The organism is Massilia rubra (genome assembly GCF_011682065.1).
GTDB classification, from domain to species: domain Bacteria; phylum Pseudomonadota; class Gammaproteobacteria; order Burkholderiales; family Burkholderiaceae_D; genus Telluria_A; species Telluria_A rubra.
Genome location: NZ_VUYU01000029.1, coordinates 17,252 through 32,494 on the forward strand (window position 1 = coordinate 17,252; position 15,243 = coordinate 32,494).

The 15,243-nt window shown below is 64.4% G+C and carries 11 protein-coding genes; 7 read left to right on the forward strand and 4 right to left on the reverse strand.

Translation table 11 applies throughout. The features are described 5' to 3' along the window. The first annotated feature begins 43 nt into the window (after positions 1-43). A complete protein-coding gene (locus tag F0185_RS28340) occupies positions 44-712 on the forward strand; it encodes a hypothetical protein (RefSeq protein ID WP_167230656.1) in 669 nt (222 codons plus the stop codon). A gap of 89 nt (positions 713-801) precedes the next feature. Here F0185_RS28340 and F0185_RS35030 read toward each other — a convergent pair whose 3' ends face one another. Further along, a complete protein-coding gene (locus F0185_RS35030; protein WP_229477237.1) occupies positions 802-1,512 on the reverse strand; it encodes a PEPxxWA-CTERM sorting domain-containing protein in 711 nt (236 codons plus the stop codon). Positions 1,513-1,668: 156 nt separating this feature from the next. Then, the gene (locus F0185_RS28350; protein WP_229477238.1) at positions 1,669-2,379 is read right to left on the reverse strand and encodes a PEPxxWA-CTERM sorting domain-containing protein; all 711 of its coding nucleotides are present in this window, start codon (positions 2,377-2,379) and stop codon (positions 1,669-1,671) included. A 183-nt stretch (positions 2,380-2,562) separates the two neighbouring features. Between F0185_RS28350 and F0185_RS28355 the strand changes: the two genes are divergently transcribed. Continuing rightward, positions 2,563-4,626 carry a S9 family peptidase gene (locus F0185_RS28355; RefSeq protein ID WP_229477239.1) on the forward strand — a complete coding sequence of 688 codons (2,064 nt, stop codon included), beginning with the start codon at positions 2,563-2,565 and terminating at the stop codon, positions 4,624-4,626. A 22-nt stretch (positions 4,627-4,648) separates the two neighbouring features. Beyond that, on the forward strand, positions 4,649-5,533 hold the full coding sequence (locus F0185_RS28360; RefSeq protein WP_167230659.1) for a YqhG/Tai3 family protein: 885 nt from the start codon (positions 4,649-4,651) through the stop codon (positions 5,531-5,533). Between the two features lie 17 nt (positions 5,534-5,550). On the opposite strand, the gene F0185_RS28365 is transcribed toward F0185_RS28360, so the two are convergent. Beyond that, positions 5,551-6,726 (reverse strand): glycoside hydrolase family 18 protein, encoded by a 1,176-nt coding sequence (locus F0185_RS28365; RefSeq protein WP_229477240.1) that lies wholly within the window; start codon positions 6,724-6,726, stop codon positions 5,551-5,553. 54 nt (positions 6,727-6,780) lie between these two features. Further along, entirely contained in the window at positions 6,781-8,697 is a 1,917-nt protein-coding gene (locus F0185_RS35035) for a glycoside hydrolase family 64 protein (RefSeq protein WP_229477241.1), read from the reverse strand. Positions 8,698-9,363: 666 nt separating this feature from the next. On the opposite strand from F0185_RS35035, the gene F0185_RS28375 reads away from it, so the two are divergent. The 4 genes from F0185_RS28375 (at position 9,364) to F0185_RS28390 (ending at position 15,158) form a co-directional block, all read left to right on the forward strand. Then, positions 9,364-10,377, forward strand: a complete 1,014-nt coding sequence (locus F0185_RS28375; protein WP_167230662.1) for a YwqG family protein — start codon at positions 9,364-9,366, stop codon at positions 10,375-10,377. Next, positions 10,377-11,384 (forward strand): YwqG family protein, encoded by a 1,008-nt coding sequence (locus F0185_RS28380; RefSeq protein ID WP_167230665.1) that lies wholly within the window; start codon positions 10,377-10,379, stop codon positions 11,382-11,384. Before F0185_RS28375 ends, F0185_RS28380 begins: the two co-directional genes overlap by 1 nt. A 72-nt stretch (positions 11,385-11,456) precedes the next feature. Further along, a complete protein-coding gene (locus F0185_RS28385; protein ID WP_167230668.1) occupies positions 11,457-11,831 on the forward strand; it encodes a YajD family HNH nuclease in 375 nt (124 codons plus the stop codon). A gap of 60 nt (positions 11,832-11,891) precedes the next feature. Continuing rightward, positions 11,892-15,158, forward strand: a complete 3,267-nt coding sequence (locus F0185_RS28390) for a hypothetical protein (protein WP_167230671.1) — start codon at positions 11,892-11,894, stop codon at positions 15,156-15,158. Positions 15,159-15,243 lie beyond the last annotated feature (85 nt).

Genomic DNA, 15,243 nt, shown 5'->3' on the forward strand with positions numbered 1-15,243 from the left:
TTTCCGACAACTGACACCCCATTTTCAGGCTACAAGGAATCCGATGTCCAACAACATCTCAGTGAAGTTCGACGTTGCCGATTGCACGCTGCGGGAGCAGTCCGAAGATCATTTCGGCTGGAGTAACGCGAACGGCGTCTATATCGTGTTACGTGTACCGAAGAATCCGACGAACTGGTCCTTTCACCCGCACGACATCGACGCCGCCACGCGCTATTTTTCTCAACAGAGCGCCAGCAACGGCGGCGCTTTACTGGAAATGGACGTCGTCAGCGCCGGTGGTCATACCGCGCTGCGAGGGTTGTTCAAGTACCGCTCGCCGCTTCCGGACAGTATGGGAATGATGTTCGTAAGCATTCTGTGGATTCGTCTGGGCAATGCGACGGCACAAATCAATGTTGAGTCCGTCGAGCAAGGCACAACTGGCGTGCGTGAAGCGACTGTGTGCGTGATGACAGGGGAAAGCCCGACTAGTGCGTCGCCAAGCGAGCCCTTGCTGATGGACAGCGTCGAAGACATGTTTGCCCATATGCGCGCGCAGCCGCTGCGCGTACTGCCCTCCGACAACAGCCAATATGACCAGATGTTCCCGGATCATCCGCTCTCCAAGGTGCGCCACCGCATGGCGCAGTTGGAGGCCACCTTGTCCATTGCAGCCAAGGAAGCGGCACGCGCGGCGCCGGCACAAGCGCCGTGGTGGAAACTTTGGTGAGCCAAATGACGAGCGACCTGCTGCGCGGGCCGGTCGCCTGCTCACTCATCTGTTGGAAGTAAGCCGAGCGGTTTTTTCAGGCGCTCCTCTTAAGCGCGCTTGCGGCGGGCGCTGAAGCCGAGAATGCCCAAGCCGGCCAGCAGCATCGCCCAAGTGCCTGGTTCGGGCACCGGGGTGATCAAAACCTCGTTCAGCGAGGTGATGTTCGCCCGGAGAAAAATGCGGCCGTCGCTGAAATTGCCATAGTCATGCTGGATGTTCGCGCTTGCCATATCGGACAGGGAAAGGTGGGCCGGTATGCCACCATTGGAAACCCAGTTTGCGCTCAAGCCAGAAAAATTCAACGAAACCAAGTCGCCGTCCAACCCTCCACCATTCATTGACAGCACATCGGTCACGCCAGCATCATTCGGGTTCGCGTCCTCGAACGCCATGCCACTAGTTGGCGTGTTCGCATCGCCAACGCGAACTGTCTGTCCACTCTTCAAAACTGTGAACGTAAAGAAATTCGTTGGTGAGGTTTCGGGCGTGTAGTAATACGTAGTGGCATCACGATGTGGCAGCCAATTGTCCACGTAGTCCACGGCTTTAGCAGTGTTGTCGTAGTTGAAACGCCCAACAATGCGGTCTCCCACGGAAATGACAGTGCCTTCTTGCTTTCCTCGAATGCTTTGCACCCACTGAAGGGCACGAACGTCGCCCAGGCCCGTTACCGATGCGGTGAACTCGTAGACTTGCAGGGCCGCTTGCGCCGGCAAGCTCAAGGCGTATGCTGATAATAATGCTGCGATGTACTTCATGTTGGTCCAGTTGCCGATATATCTATAAATTTACTATTTTGCACTTAAAGGTCCACCCACGCTCATGCATCCAAGGTGGCTACCGGTGGCGCGCTAGCCGTGCCGCGTGGTTCATCAGCGACCAAGCGGTGCGGCTGTTGCGCTTGCGCGCCGGATTCAGGCGCGCTTGCGGCGGGCACTGAAGCCGAGAATGCCCAGGCCGGCCAGCAGCATGGCCCAGGTGCCTGGTTCAGGAACGGGCGAGACGTCGATTTCGGTCAGCGAGTGCAGGCGCCCGGTCATGCTCATCAGCGCGTTGTCGCTAGTACGCAGCCAGGTATGCGAGAACTCGGCGCGGTTGACATCGCCAAGCGAGAGTTGCAGCGGGAGCTCGCCATTCGGCAGCCACGTGCCAGCGCTGTTGTCGAGGATGATATAGGTGGAAAATGGCCATCCGCCTGCGCCCAACATGAAGCGGTCCAATGGATCCCATGAGTACATATCGTTTTCAATACGGATATGGCTCAGCGCGCGCGACTCGGTCGATGTCGGAACGCCTTTGTCGTACACGGTAAAGGTCAACTTGTCCGTCGTAGCTGGCGCGGGTTGGTACGTATATCCCCCTGACGCAGTGGCGTCAGGCAGCTGTCCATACGTGCTGTAATTCGGATCGAACGCCATCTCTGAATCGTACGAGAAGCGCCCCACGACTTGCTGATCGACTGCGACCACGCTGCCGGGCACGCTGCCGGTGCTCACGCCTTCTTCCGTTTGTTGAAACACGTTTCGTACCGATTCAATCGTCGTCGTAAATTCAAAGACGTGAACCTTGGCCTGGGCAGGCGCGCATAATGCCAATGCCGTCAATGCAGTCGCGATATATTTCATAGTATTCCAATAATCATCTATTGTTGCATTATAGTACATTTCATTTTTGCAATCAATACAGGCATTGGGCCTTGCTACCTATCCCAAGCCCCATCTTTCGGCTGCTCTTGCGATACGAACTTGGTATGATGCCGGGGCCATTTCGTATCGTCTGGCACTTTTATGACTCTTGGGGACATTGCAATGATGGGACGTTTGTTCATATTGGGAGCGGCCACGCTGGCCGCCGGTAGCGCGCTGGCCGCGCCGCGTGGTTTCACCATCGAAGACCTGGTGAAGATGGAGCGGGTCGGTTCACCGGCGCTCTCGCCCGACGCCTCGCGCGTGGTCTACACGGTGCGCAGCACCAATGTGGAGAAGAACCGCGGCAACACGCAACTGTGGATGATCGACCTGCGCAGCGCCAAGCCGACCCCGGTCAGGCTGACCGAGGGCGAATCGAACAGCACCGATCCCGAATGGTCGCCCAAGGGCGACGCCATCTATTTCCTGTCGGCCCGCTCGGGCTCGTCGCAGGTATGGCGCCAGCCGGTCTCAAGCAGCGGCACCGGTGGCGAGGCCGTCAAGGTCACCGACCTGCCGCTCGACGTCGATAACTTCCGCCTCTCGCCGGCCGGCGACCGCCTTGCCATGAGCCTGGCCGTGTTCCGCGATTGCACCGACCTGGCCTGCACCAAGACGCGCCTGGACGAGAAGACCAAAAACAAATCGAGCGGCAAGGTCTACGACCGCCTGTTCGTGCGCCACTGGGATACCTGGTCGGACGGCCGCAACAATGTGCTCTACAGCGCAGCGATCGACGCCGCCGGCAGGGTCACTGCCGCCCCGGTCAGCCTGTCGGGCAGCATCGACGGCGACGTGCCCTCGAAACCATTCGGCGACCGCGAGGAATACCGCTTCAGCCCGGACGGCAAGAGCGTCGTGTTCAACGTGCGCGTAGCCGGCAAGACCGAAGCCTGGTCGACCAATTTCGATATTTACCAAACCGCTGCCACCGGCGGCGCGCCGCGCAACCTGACCGCCGACAATCCGGCCTGGGACAGCAAACCGGCCTTTTCGCCGGATGGAAAAACGCTGGCCTGGCTGGCCATGAGCCGCCCCGGATTCGAGGCCGACCGCTTCCGCCTGGTGCTGCTCGATGTCGCCAGCGGCAAGAAGCGCGTCGTGGCAGAAAGCTGGGACCGTTCGATTGCCGACTACAAATGGCGCGACGATGGCAAGGCGCTGCTCGCCACCGCCGACGACCTGGGCCAGCACCGCCTGTTCTCGATCGACGCCGCCAGCGGCAAGGTGGCGCCATTGAGCGACAAGGGCTACGTCAGCGCGTTTGACGCGCGCGGCAAGACCGTGGTGATGGCGCAGGCTAACCTGCAATCGGGCGCGCAGCTGTTCAAGAGCACCAATGGCGGCGCCCCAGTCCAGTTGACGCAGTTGAACAGCGAGCTGCTGGCCGATGTGCGCTTTGGCGAATCGGAACAGTTTTCCTTCACCGGCGCCAAGGGCGAAACCGTCTACGGCCACGTGATGAAACCGTGGGACGCCAAGCCGGGCGTGAAGTATCCGGTGGCGTTTCTGGTGCACGGCGGCCCGCAGGGCAGCTTCGGCAACTCGTGGAGCTACCGCTGGAATCCGCAGACCTACGCCGGCGCCGGTTACGCGACCGTGTTCATCGACTTCCACGGCTCCACCGGCTACGGCCAGGGCTTCACCGATTCGATCAGCGGCGACTGGGGCGGCGCACCGCTGGAAGACCTGAAAAAGGGCATGGACGCGGCTGTCAAAAAATATGCGTGGCTCGACCGCGAGCGCAGCTGCGCGCTGGGCGCGTCGTACGGCGGCTACATGATGAACTGGATCGCCGGTAACTGGCCGGAGGGCTTCCGCTGCCTGGTCAACCACGACGGCGTGTTCGACGCGCGCGGCATGGCCTACGCCACCGAGGAACTCTGGTTCACCGAGTGGGAAAACAAGGGCACCTACGTGGACAACGCGGCGCTGTACGAAAAGTTCAACCCGGTCCATTTCGTCAAGAACTGGAAGACGCCGATGCTGGTGGTGCAGGGCGACCTGGACTTCCGCATTCCGACCTCGCAGGCGCTCGGCACCTTCACCGCGCTGCAGCGCCAGGGCGTGGAAAGCAAGCTGCTGGTGTTCCCGGACGAGAATCACTGGGTCCTGAAACCGGCCAACTCGGTGCTGTGGCATCACACGGTCAAGGATTGGCTCGACCGTCACCTGGCGCGCTGAGATGGGCGAGCGGCACGCTTGGATGTTTGCGGCGCTGCTGGGCGGGGCGCTCGCGCCATGCGCCGCCGCGCCGGCCGTGCGGGCGCCGGCCGGCACGCCGGCGGCCTTCATCGGCGCGTTCTACCGCGATTATTTTGCCGATCCGGCAGCGGCCAGGAAGCGCCATGTGGACAGCGGGGCGTTCTATTCGAGCGGCCTGCGTGCGTTAATGGCCGCCAACCGCGCCGCCTGCGCCAGGACCGAACGCCAGGACAGCAAATGCGGCTGGGATGTCGACGGCGACGAATTCCTGCACACGCAGGAGAGCGATCCGGCGCTGACCCTGGCCTCGTCCGGCTTCGCGGCCAAGCCGGCCGGGGTCAACGCGGTGGATGTGCGCTTTCGGGTGTTTCCGGACGATCCGTACTACGAGCGCGCGCTGCGCTATGTGCTGGTGCGCGAAAACGGCCAGTGGCGCGTCGACGATGTGATCGATGAAGAGAAGGGCGCGTATTCGCCCCGCCACGGCTTGCGTCGCCGTATTGCGGACGAAAACAGGCAGGCCAACGCCAGCGCGCTCGACGTGGCCGAGACGGCGCTTTGGGTGAACGGTTTTATCCAAAGCGAGGCGGTGGAATCGTTTGCCCGCTTTGCCGCGTTTCCGCTGGCCGTGTGCGAGACCAAGGGCGCTTGCCTGTCGTACCAGCGGAACGACGCGCGCCTGCCAGCCCTGGTGAGGCTTCTCAGCCTCAGTTATTTCGATAGGGGCACCGTGGCGCCCGGCGTACCCGCGCGCGCGAAGCGGGCAGGCAAGGCGCCGGGCGAGGGCAGCGTGATACGCAGCGGCCCGTTCGACTACACCTTCCAGGGCGGCTTGTGGTGGCTGACGCGTGTCGATATGCGGCGCCCGCCGGTCCGTCAACGCTAGACCGGCAGGCTTGCCTGTTACGGATTGATCAGCGGCGCCACGCTGTTGGCGAACACCCAACCCTGTTCTTCATCGGTGTGGATCTGCCAGTTGAAACCGCCGCGGATATCCGGATGGTTGGCCTTGACCTGGTTCCATGCGCTCACCGCCTGCTCGCGGCTCATGTAATTGGCCGCGTTACTGATCCCGAAGCCCACCACCACCCGGTTCGCCCCCAGCAAATTGACCCACTGCCTGACATTGTCCGCCACATACGCCGGATCGTTCAGGCCCGGCCCGTCGTAGTACTGCGGCGCGGCGTAATCCATCGCCCCGGCGGCCACCATGGCGCGGCAGAACTCCTTGTCGATGGCATTCCACGGCGCCGGCGGCGCGGAAATGATGAAGCCTGGATAGCGCTTTTTCAGTTCCAGGCTAATCCAGATCATTTCAGCGGTATCGGGCTTCTGGTCCGCCTCGAAGGTATTCCAGTCCATGCCGTCGATCCCGCCCAACTGCGTGTGGATGGCGGCAATGCTGTTGACAAACGCCTGCGATTTGGTCCGGTTCGGAAAACTCATGCCATTGCCGGCGCCGCCCACCGACAGGATGATCTTGCGGCCTTGCGTCGTGCGCGCATATGCGATGTCGGCTTTCAGGTTGGTCGCCGCGCCGCGTCCGTCGCCCGGCGCGCTGAAGGTGACCGCGCCGGTGGTGCCGGGCGAGCCGCCCACGGGAACCGCGTGGAACAGGTAGATCAGGTTGTAGCGCGGATGGACGTCGCGAATACGGATCGGGGAGGGCGTCCAGTTCGGATAGTAGCCGCCCACGATCTTTTTCGCCGCCGGCGTGGCGCAGGTGGTCTGCGCCCAGTACCAGGTGCTGATGGTCGGGGTGGTGCCGTCGCTGCCGTTGCCGGCGACCTGCACCACCTTGTAGTAAAGGCCGTTCGGCGCATACAACACCACCGTCCCGAGCGGGTAATTGACACCGGCTTGCCAGGTGACGGCGGCGCAAGGCGCCAGCGCGGCCGACGATCCCGCATCCGTGCCGACTCCCTCGATTGCGCCGTTGGTGGCGCTTGGCGCTGCGGACGCCGCCAGCGGCGCCGCCGAGACGGCAGGCGGCGCGTCACCGGACGATCCACCCCCGCAGCCGCTCAGGATGGCGCCGCCGATGGCCGCCATGCCCAAATATTTCAGTAGTTTCTTCATATCGACTCCGGTTGGAAAAATGAGAAAGGACCGCCAGCGGCGGTCCGGGCGGCTTTACCAGCCGATGGTCACCGTGGCCGTGGTCGGCGCGGTGCTGTGTACCGACGAGCTGTAATTCCACACGTCGTCGTAGGCGAAGCCGTAGGCCAGCTTGTTGATGCTGTGGTCATGCCAGAACTTGGCGTACCAGTTGGCCGGCTGGCCGGCCGGGTAAAACCAGGCCGCGTCGCTCCAGCGCGCCGGGTCTTCCACCACATGGCGGTTCAGGGCCGCGCACAGCTGCGCCTGGATCTGCAACTGCTTGTGGTAGGCGGGCGTGCCGCCGACGGTGCCGCTCGGGTCGTCCAGCGCGCCGTTGCCGAGCAGCGCCATGGCGGTGGTCGGTTTGCGCACCTTGTAGGTGCCGGCGCCGTCGGTGAACTGGAACACGCCGCCCACCACCTGGCCGCTGAAAGTGCCTTGGTCGTTGGTGAAGACCAGCTTCTGGCTGGTGTACTTGTTCCAGATCGCGTTGATGTAGCCGTCCAGGTAGGTGGCGTTGGCGCCGTTGTTCTGGAAGCTGGCGTGGGCCGGGGCGATGATGCGGTAGGGCGCGTACGGGGCCTGGGCCAGGCCCTTGAACTGGGCCGGCACGCTGGCGACGAATTGCGAGATCAGCGAGGCGCGCGTTTCGGTCTCGCCCACGGTCTGGTCGTAGCCGCCCAGGCCCTGCAGGCGCAGGGTTAGGGGGAAGCCGAAGTGGTCGACCCGGGTCGTATTGCCGAAGAAGCCATCCTTGGCCCCGATCGACATTTCGATGAAGTCGAAGTAGACGTCGATGTTCGGATCGGACGGATTTTCGATATTCGCGCCGGCGTAGCCGAGGTTGCCGTTGACGTCGGCATTGACCTGCAGATACATCGGACTGCCCACGCTCAGGAACAGGCGCGCCGAATTGAGCGGCGGGATGGTGATCGACTTGAGCTGGGCCAGGTTGTGGAAGTAGTTGGTGTACGGCTTGCCGTTCTTGTTGAGCGCACCGTTGTCGCCCAGCGCCATGGGAATGAAGCGCCCGCCGGCATCGACGTGGACGTATTTGCCGGTGCTCCAGTCCTTGCCGATGATGGCCCAGTAGACCTGGCTGTCGGGATATTGCCCGCGCGTGCCGTTGACCATCTTGAAGGTGGTCAACTGGTTCCAGGTGCCGGGATCGGTCGGGGGCGGGGTGGAGGTGGACGGCATCGGCACGCCCGGCAGGTAGCAGCGCTTGGCCACGCCGGCGATCGGGTCGCCGAAGACGGCGCTGTTGCAGTCGGTGCCGCCGCTCAGGGTCTTGGTGAAGAAGTTGCCGTTGGCGCCGTACAGCAGCACCTGCGTGCCGCTGAAATTGCAGCGGCCGTTTTCAAGGGCGCAGCGGGTCCAGGTGGTGGGCGCGCGGTCGCAATGCTTGGCGCTGCCGGGCAGTGGATCGCCGAACACGCCGGTGGTGCAGGCCGCGCCGCCGGTCACGGTCTGGCTTACGTAGGTGCTGCCGGCGCCGAAACGCACGGTCTGCGTGTCGCCGAAGCCGCACTGGCCGTTCTCGTTGGCGCAGAAGGCAAAGCTGCTGGTGATTTCGCAATGCTTGGCCACGCCCGGGGCCGGATCGCTGCCGAAGGTGGCGTTGTTGCAACTGGCCGCCCAGTCGAACTTCTTGCTGGTGAAGCTGGAGCCGGCCCCGTAGCGCACGGTCTGGTTGCCGGTGAAGATGCACTCGCCATTCTCGTCGGCGCAGAAAGTCCATTCCGTGGTCGAGGGGGCCGCGCTGGCGACGGCGGCCTTGGCCGTTGCCGGCATGGCGTCCGGCGTGCCGATGTTGCTCGAGCGGACAGTGGTGGTGGCGGACATGGTCGGCGCCGGTGCGGAATCGCCGCCGGAGGACGAGCCGCCGCAGCCGTTCAGCAAACTAATGCCGAGCACGCCGAGGGAGAGGTAATGCAGCAGTTTTTTCATGGGACGGTCACCTTGTCGAACGTGGCCGTTGTCTGCGCTCGCTGGTGCAGCGATGGCGGCCTTTGTGGTTGGATGCGCACGGGTCGGCGCTGCCGGGCACGCGGAAACTGACGATCGCGTGTGTTGGTAGCGCTTCCAAAATGCGCTGTTTTTCGGCTCCCGGATCAGCATTGAGGGCACGATTCTCGTCCGGCGCATCGATTTGGTGAAGACGCCGCTCAAGTGGTCGCAGTATCACCGCCTATTAAAGCGAGGTCAACAGAGGCGAAACGTAATGTAAATTGGGTAAAGGAAAGGAGGAATGGCGTGCCGGTATCGCTTGTTGGCGCTGCCGCGCATGGCCCGCGACGCACTGCAAAATTGCCCTGGTGACAGATCCGGACAAGACCACTTGGCGACGTGGATTTTTCGTCCACGGCGATGACCGGTCCGGCACGATGGGCTTGCTCCCATACCACTTGATTTGCGCTTAACGACGGGGATGATCGTCATTGGCCCGACATTGGCGGCAAATTCGCGTGCGTTGATGGCGCTTTGGAGCGGGATGGATGCTGCCGGCACCTATCTGAATAAATGAAATTATTTCTCCCCATCGCCACAAACGTGGCATTCTGTCAGCGCGCCCGCACGCGGCAGGGCGAACACCCTTACCACACTGGAACCCGATTGCCACCCCGTGACTTGAACGATTCGCACTTCCGGCCGCGCTGCGCGCGCTTGCTGCCGGCGGCGGCCCTGATGCTTGCAGCCCTGGCGCTCGCGGCCTGCGCGCCGGAAAAACCGGCGCCGGGACCCGCCAGGGGCGCGCCGGCGCAACAGAAATTGCCGCCTGTCGTCTACGGCCAGCTGCCGCCGGAGCTGGCGCGCTATGCCGAGGCCATCGACCGTTCGCGGCTGCCGTATATCCACATCGACTTGCACCAGCCGGACAAGCTGGCGCCGTGGAACAGCAGCCTGGGCGGCGCAGCTTACCTGCCCGAGGGACAGGAATATCCCGCCGGCCCCGATGGCGTCCCGCTGACCTTGCTGGCGCAGTTCAATTTTGCCGAGATGCCGGCGCTGGAGGGGTATCCTAGGCGCGGCATGCTGCAGTTCTATATTTCCGGCAGTAAATCGAAGGGGCATTTTTACGGCGCATCGAGCGAGAGCGCCAAGCCGTACAATGCCGAACGCGCATTCCTGTCGCTCGCCAGGCAGCGCTGGTTCCGCGTGGTGTACCACCCCACAGTCGTGCAGGACCGCAACAAACTCCAGCCCACGAAGGTCATCGCCAGCGACAATCTGCCGATGGCGGGCACTTCCGCGCTCACTTTCGAGATCCGCACCGAACCGGTGTCGGTGCAGGACTACCGCTTCGCGCGCATCCTTGGCCAGCCGCCCTGGGAGCTGTTCAAGCAGTTCGGCGCCAGGCAGGATGCGGTTTCCGAAAACTACGAGACGTTTTCGCAGAAATATACAATCGCCAAGCTGGGCGGTTACAGCAATCCGACCCAAACCGACGTGCGGACCGCCCAGCCCGACGGCGACTGGCTGGTGCTGTTCGAGCTGCAAGGCGGCGGCGTCAAGGGCGGCTTCGACAGCGAATGGGGCGATAGCGGCATGGCCGTGTTCTACATTCGCCGCAAGGACCTGGCGCGGCGCGATTTTTCGAACGTGGTCTACTCGTGGGACAACCTCTGATGACGCACGCGGACCCGCATCGTCATCGCGCACGCGGCGCCTGCGTGTGGCTGGCGGCGGCACTGGCGCTTGGGGCCTGCTCGCCGCACAATCCAGAACCTGCACCCGAACCCGAACCCGAACCCGCATCGGCGCCGGTGCGCGACAAGGCGCGCCGGGTCAGCTACGGTGCGCTACCGCCGGAGCTGGCGCCCTACACCGGCAAGATCGACGCCTCCCGGCTTGCCTACATCGACATAACGCTGAAAGCACCGCAGCGCCTGGCGCCGTGGAACAGCAGGCTCGGTGGACCCGCCTACCTGCCCAAGGGACAGGCCTATCCGCGCGACCCCGATGGCGTTCCGCTGGCCTTGCTGGCACAGCTCAATTTTGCGGAGATGCCGCCCCTGGACGGCTATCCCGCGACCGGCATGCTGCAATTTTTCATCGCAGGCGGCGAATCGAGCGCGCATAGTTACGGCTCCGCGCCGGATTTCCCCACTCCCTTCGACGAGCAGCGCTATCTTGCGTTGCTGTCCGCGCAGCGCTACTTCCGGGTGGTGCACCACCCACGGGTCGAACAGAATCCGCAAAAACTTGCGCGCCCGCCCGCCGCGCCGACCGACGCGCTGCCGTTCAGCGGCACGGCCGGGCTGGTGTTCAAGCGCGACACCGCGCCGGTGTCGGTCGACGATTATCGCTTCCAGCGTTACCTGGGCAAGCCGCGCGACGCATTTTTCCGGCAGTTCGGCGGGTTGAGCGAAGACTTGTTGGCCGAGTACGCGCACTATGCCAACAAGGAGGTTGTGGCCCAGGTGGGCGGCTACAGCAACCCGGCCCAGGACGATCCGCGCGCCTCGTGGCCGGACGACGACTGGATCGTGCTGCTCGAATTGCATGGCAGCGAAGCGGACCAGGGCTTGCGCATGATGTGGGGCGACATGGGAATGGGCGCCTTCTACATTCGCCGCAACGACCTTGAACGGCGCGATTTTTCCAGGGTCCTGTACTACGTCGACAGCTACTAAGCGCCTCGCTGGCCGCGCCCTTGACGATCCTGTATCCTTCGCCCTACAGACACGAATTGAAAGCGCTACACCATGATCCCTGGCAAAAAACCCGACGCCGCCCGCCTCGATAAAATCGTGGCCGAGGCGCGCAAGGCGGCCGAAACGCGCGAAGGCGGTTACCGCGCACGGTCCCTCAAGATGTACCCGTGGATTTGCGGACGCTGCATGCGCGAGTTCACCAACGCCAACGTGTCGCAGCTGACGGTGCACCACCGCGACCACAACCACGACAACAATCCGCCCGACGGCAGCAACTGGGAGCTGTTGTGCCTGTACTGCCACGACAACGAGCACTCGCGCTACCTGGAAGCGGACCGTGGCGCCGGCCTGCTGTCGGCCGAGGTGGCGCCCGCCACCCACAACCCGTTCGCGGCGCTGGCCGGGCTGATGAAGAAAAAAGACTGATTGCAGGCGGCAACGCCGCTCCTGCGCATGCCGCCGATCTCACACAATCACAAGGATGGCATGACGCCGCTATTTCCCCGCTTGTCCGCCTGGACCAGCTACCCGCGCCTGAGCATGCAGGCATTGCGCGCCCGTTTCGCGTTGCCGGAAGGTGACGACGGGCGTGAAGAGGGTGACGAGGATGACGACGCGCTCGACGTCATCCTCGTCACCGGCCACCTGAGCCTGACGCAAGACGAGTACCTTGACATCCTGAAGCACCCGACGCGCCGTGTCGCCGTCGATGGCGATCTGCACGTCGAGGGCAGGGTCAGCGGGGTGTTTTTCGTCAGCGGCGACCTGCATTGCGATTCGGTGCTGATGTCGTGGAAATGGCGCGCCGACGCCGTGCGCGGGCGCATCCTGGCCAGCGATTGCGTCTGCATCAGCTCGGACGACCGGGGCGCCCGGCGCATCGCCCCGGCATGCCGCATCGAGACGCGCTTCCTGTTCTGCTGGTTCTACGACATCGAACAGGTCGGCCTGAACGACGACGCGGTGATCTTCATCCTGGCCGACTGGGACGAGTCGCACAACCTGGAGCGGCCCAATCCGGTGGTCGCCTGGCACGACACCGTCCACGTGCTGGCCGCGCGGTTCACGGCGGAAGTCACCGCCGCCGACTCCGACCAGGCGAGCTGGGACTTCAAGCGGATAGAAGCGGCCCTGCGCAAGGGAGAATCGATTTACCGTGCCGGCTTCGACATGGCGTGCTACCCGCTCCAGCGCGCCGCCGACGAAGCGCTCAGCGTGGATGACGCCCGCCTGGCCTATCTGCTGTACAAGCAGTCGGCGGCCATCTCGCCGTCCTACTCGCTGGCCTGGAACGGCATGGGAGACGCCCTGTGGTACGAGGGCGCCATCGAACAGGCGCAGGATGCCTACACCATGGCCAGCGACACCTTTCCGCAAGACGAGAGCGCCCTGATGAACGACGCCTGCGTCATGGCTGCGCGCTGCGCGCTGCTCCTGCGTCGCCTGCCGCTGGCCAGGGAGATGGCCACGCGCGCGCTCGACCATGTCGATGGCAACTGGGTCACGGTGAGCGGCACGGCGTTCGCTTACCGCGTGCGCGCCGAGGCCCATCTGCTCGATGGCGACCTCGATGCCGCCCAGGCCGACCTGGCGCTGGCGCTGGAAGACGACTGCGGCGACGAGGTGTCGCTGTGGCTGATGGGACTGGTGCACTTCCTGCGCGGCGAGCATGACCAGGCGCGCCGGTTCCACGCCGACGCGGCCAGGATCGATCCGGACCTGGCGCCCGGCTACGACGAGCAAACCGACACCGATTTCCTGGCTGGCGAGCCATGCCGCTTCGACTGGGACCGGATCGAGCCCGGTGCGGCAGGCATGCCGCTCAAGGACGAAGCGTACTGGCGCCATTTCATGGCCTCCAACGAGACCATCAAGATCAGGCGCGTGCCGCCGCAGTTCCGCACGGCGGCGCTGCTGCAAGACATGCTCGAGGCGCGCACCGGGGAAGACGAGAACGGCCGCCAGGGCGACTGGCTGCGCTTCCTGGCGTCGTTTCCGGCCAGCGCCTTTACGCCGGCGCTGGCGCGGGCGGTGGTGGCGCGCTCGCCGTACAACCTCGAATGGGTGCCGCGCGCGCTGGTCGACAAGGCCGTCTGCCTGGAGGCGCGCCCCGGCTTGGTCGGCTTCAGCCTGGCGCACGTGCCCGAGGCGATCATCGACTACGAGGTGTGCCTGCGCGCCGTGGCGTGCGGCGAGTCGATCGCCAGGGTGCCGCCGGCGCTGGTCGACAAGGCCCTGTGCCTGGCCGCGATCAAGACCACGCCGGGCGCGCTCGACGAGGTGCCGGGCGCGCTCATCGACGACGACCTGATCGCGGCATCGATCGCGTTCGGCACGCCCTGGCATATGGAGAACAAGATGCCGGCCATGTACCTCGGCGCGCCCCTGCTCGAACACGCGATCTCGCGCCACAAGTGCGCGCTCGACGCCATCAGCGGCAGCCGCTTCGGTCCCGGGTTGTACGAGCACGCCCGCCACTGCTATGGCCAGGACGCCGACTGGGACCAGATCGTGGCGCGCCATGCGCCGGCGACCTACAAGCTCGCCTCCTATACCGAATGCGCCGAGGTGTGCTGGAGCGTGTTCTGGGACGAGGCGTTCATTCTCGGCCAGGTTGCGCAGGCTTCGCCGGGGCTGTCGCCCTGGCAGATCCCGGACGCCTGCTTCACCCAGGCCATCGCCGACGCCTGCGCGCAGCGCCACCGCATCCATCTCGACAAGATCCCGCTGCGCTTCGTGCACCAGGCCATGTGCGACGCCTTCAGCGACATGTATCCGCGCATGCTCGATCACGTTCCGGTGGCGTACCGCAGCGCAGCCATCTGCGCCGCCGCCGTCGACAAAGACCCCGCCAACCTGGCCCTCGTGCCGCTGGCGCTGCGCAGCGTCGGCCTGTGCGTCGAGGCGCTGCTGGCGAGCGAGGAAGTCGAGCCGTCGGTGCCGTCGGCCGTGCACCGCGCCGTGTTCGAGCGCCTGATCGCGCAGCACGCGGGCGAGTTCGCGCCTGGCTTTCTGTACCTCACGCGCGCCGAACGCGCCCTCTGCCGCGGCGTGCCCGAAATCGACGCCGCCATGGCCGATTGCGCCACCGTGCGCGCGGTCAAGGCGGGCAGCGGCTTCACGCGCGACGACAAGCAAACCGCACGCTACCTGCAAGGCTACGGCCACCATCTGCGCGGCGAGTCGGCCAAGGCAGCCCGGCTGCATCCGGGCGACGAATGGCCGGCCTACGAGGAAGTGCGCTTCATCGAGCCGGGCGAACCGGTCGACTTCAACAAGGGCCGCTTCGACGCCATCATGCGCGACCTGGACCGCCTGATGCAGGCCGGCCACTACCGGCGCGCGCTGGCGGCGGTGGAGGATGGCGAGCGCATGCTGGCCGACGCCGGTTCGCGCGACGCCTGTTTCTGGGCGCAGGTGCTCGACAAGAAGCGCTTCGTGGCCTGCGAGCTCGGTGAATGGGACCTGAACGAAGCGGCCTGCCACCAGGCCATCGAACGCCTGCAGCATGAAGACCTGTGGCTGTTCGGGGAGCTCATGGAACCCTTGCGCGCCGCCCTGCGCTCGGCCTACTTCAGGCTGGGGACCATGCATGCCGACGCCGCGCGTTCGGCCGACGACCTGAAGGCCGACCTGAAACTGATCGACAAGGCGCTCGCCCTGTTCTACGAGGATGAAGACGATGACGTGATCGCCCCGTTCAAGGAAGGTCGTGCCACCGTCGGCGCGCTGCTCGATGCCGCCACGGCGTAGCGCCCGGCAGTGCAAGTGCAGTTGCTTGCCGTAAATCAATAAGAGCGCGTGCATCTACTGCGCTGCCCTCATAAAGTTTCCACTG

Excerpts from the sequence above, each read along its gene's own strand:
- F0185_RS28340 (WP_167230656.1), top strand. The coding sequence starts at position 44 with ATGTCCAACAACATCTCAGTGAAGTTCGACGTTGCCGATTGCACGCTG.
- F0185_RS35030 (WP_229477237.1), bottom strand. The coding sequence starts at position 1,512 with ATGAAGTACATCGCAGCATTATTATCAGCATACGCCTTGAGCTTGCCG.
- F0185_RS28350 (WP_229477238.1), bottom strand. The coding sequence starts at position 2,379 with ATGAAATATATCGCGACTGCATTGACGGCATTGGCATTATGCGCGCCT.
- F0185_RS28355 (WP_229477239.1), top strand. The coding sequence starts at position 2,563 with ATGATGGGACGTTTGTTCATATTGGGAGCGGCCACGCTGGCCGCCGGT.
- F0185_RS28360 (WP_167230659.1), top strand. The coding sequence starts at position 4,649 with ATGTTTGCGGCGCTGCTGGGCGGGGCGCTCGCGCCATGCGCCGCCGCG.
- F0185_RS28365 (WP_229477240.1), bottom strand. The coding sequence starts at position 6,726 with ATGAAGAAACTACTGAAATATTTGGGCATGGCGGCCATCGGCGGCGCC.
- F0185_RS35035 (WP_229477241.1), bottom strand. The coding sequence starts at position 8,697 with ATGAAAAAACTGCTGCATTACCTCTCCCTCGGCGTGCTCGGCATTAGT.
- F0185_RS28380 (WP_167230665.1), top strand. The coding sequence starts at position 10,377 with ATGACGCACGCGGACCCGCATCGTCATCGCGCACGCGGCGCCTGCGTG.
- F0185_RS28385 (WP_167230668.1), top strand. The coding sequence starts at position 11,457 with ATGATCCCTGGCAAAAAACCCGACGCCGCCCGCCTCGATAAAATCGTG.
- F0185_RS28390 (WP_167230671.1), top strand. The coding sequence starts at position 11,892 with ATGACGCCGCTATTTCCCCGCTTGTCCGCCTGGACCAGCTACCCGCGC.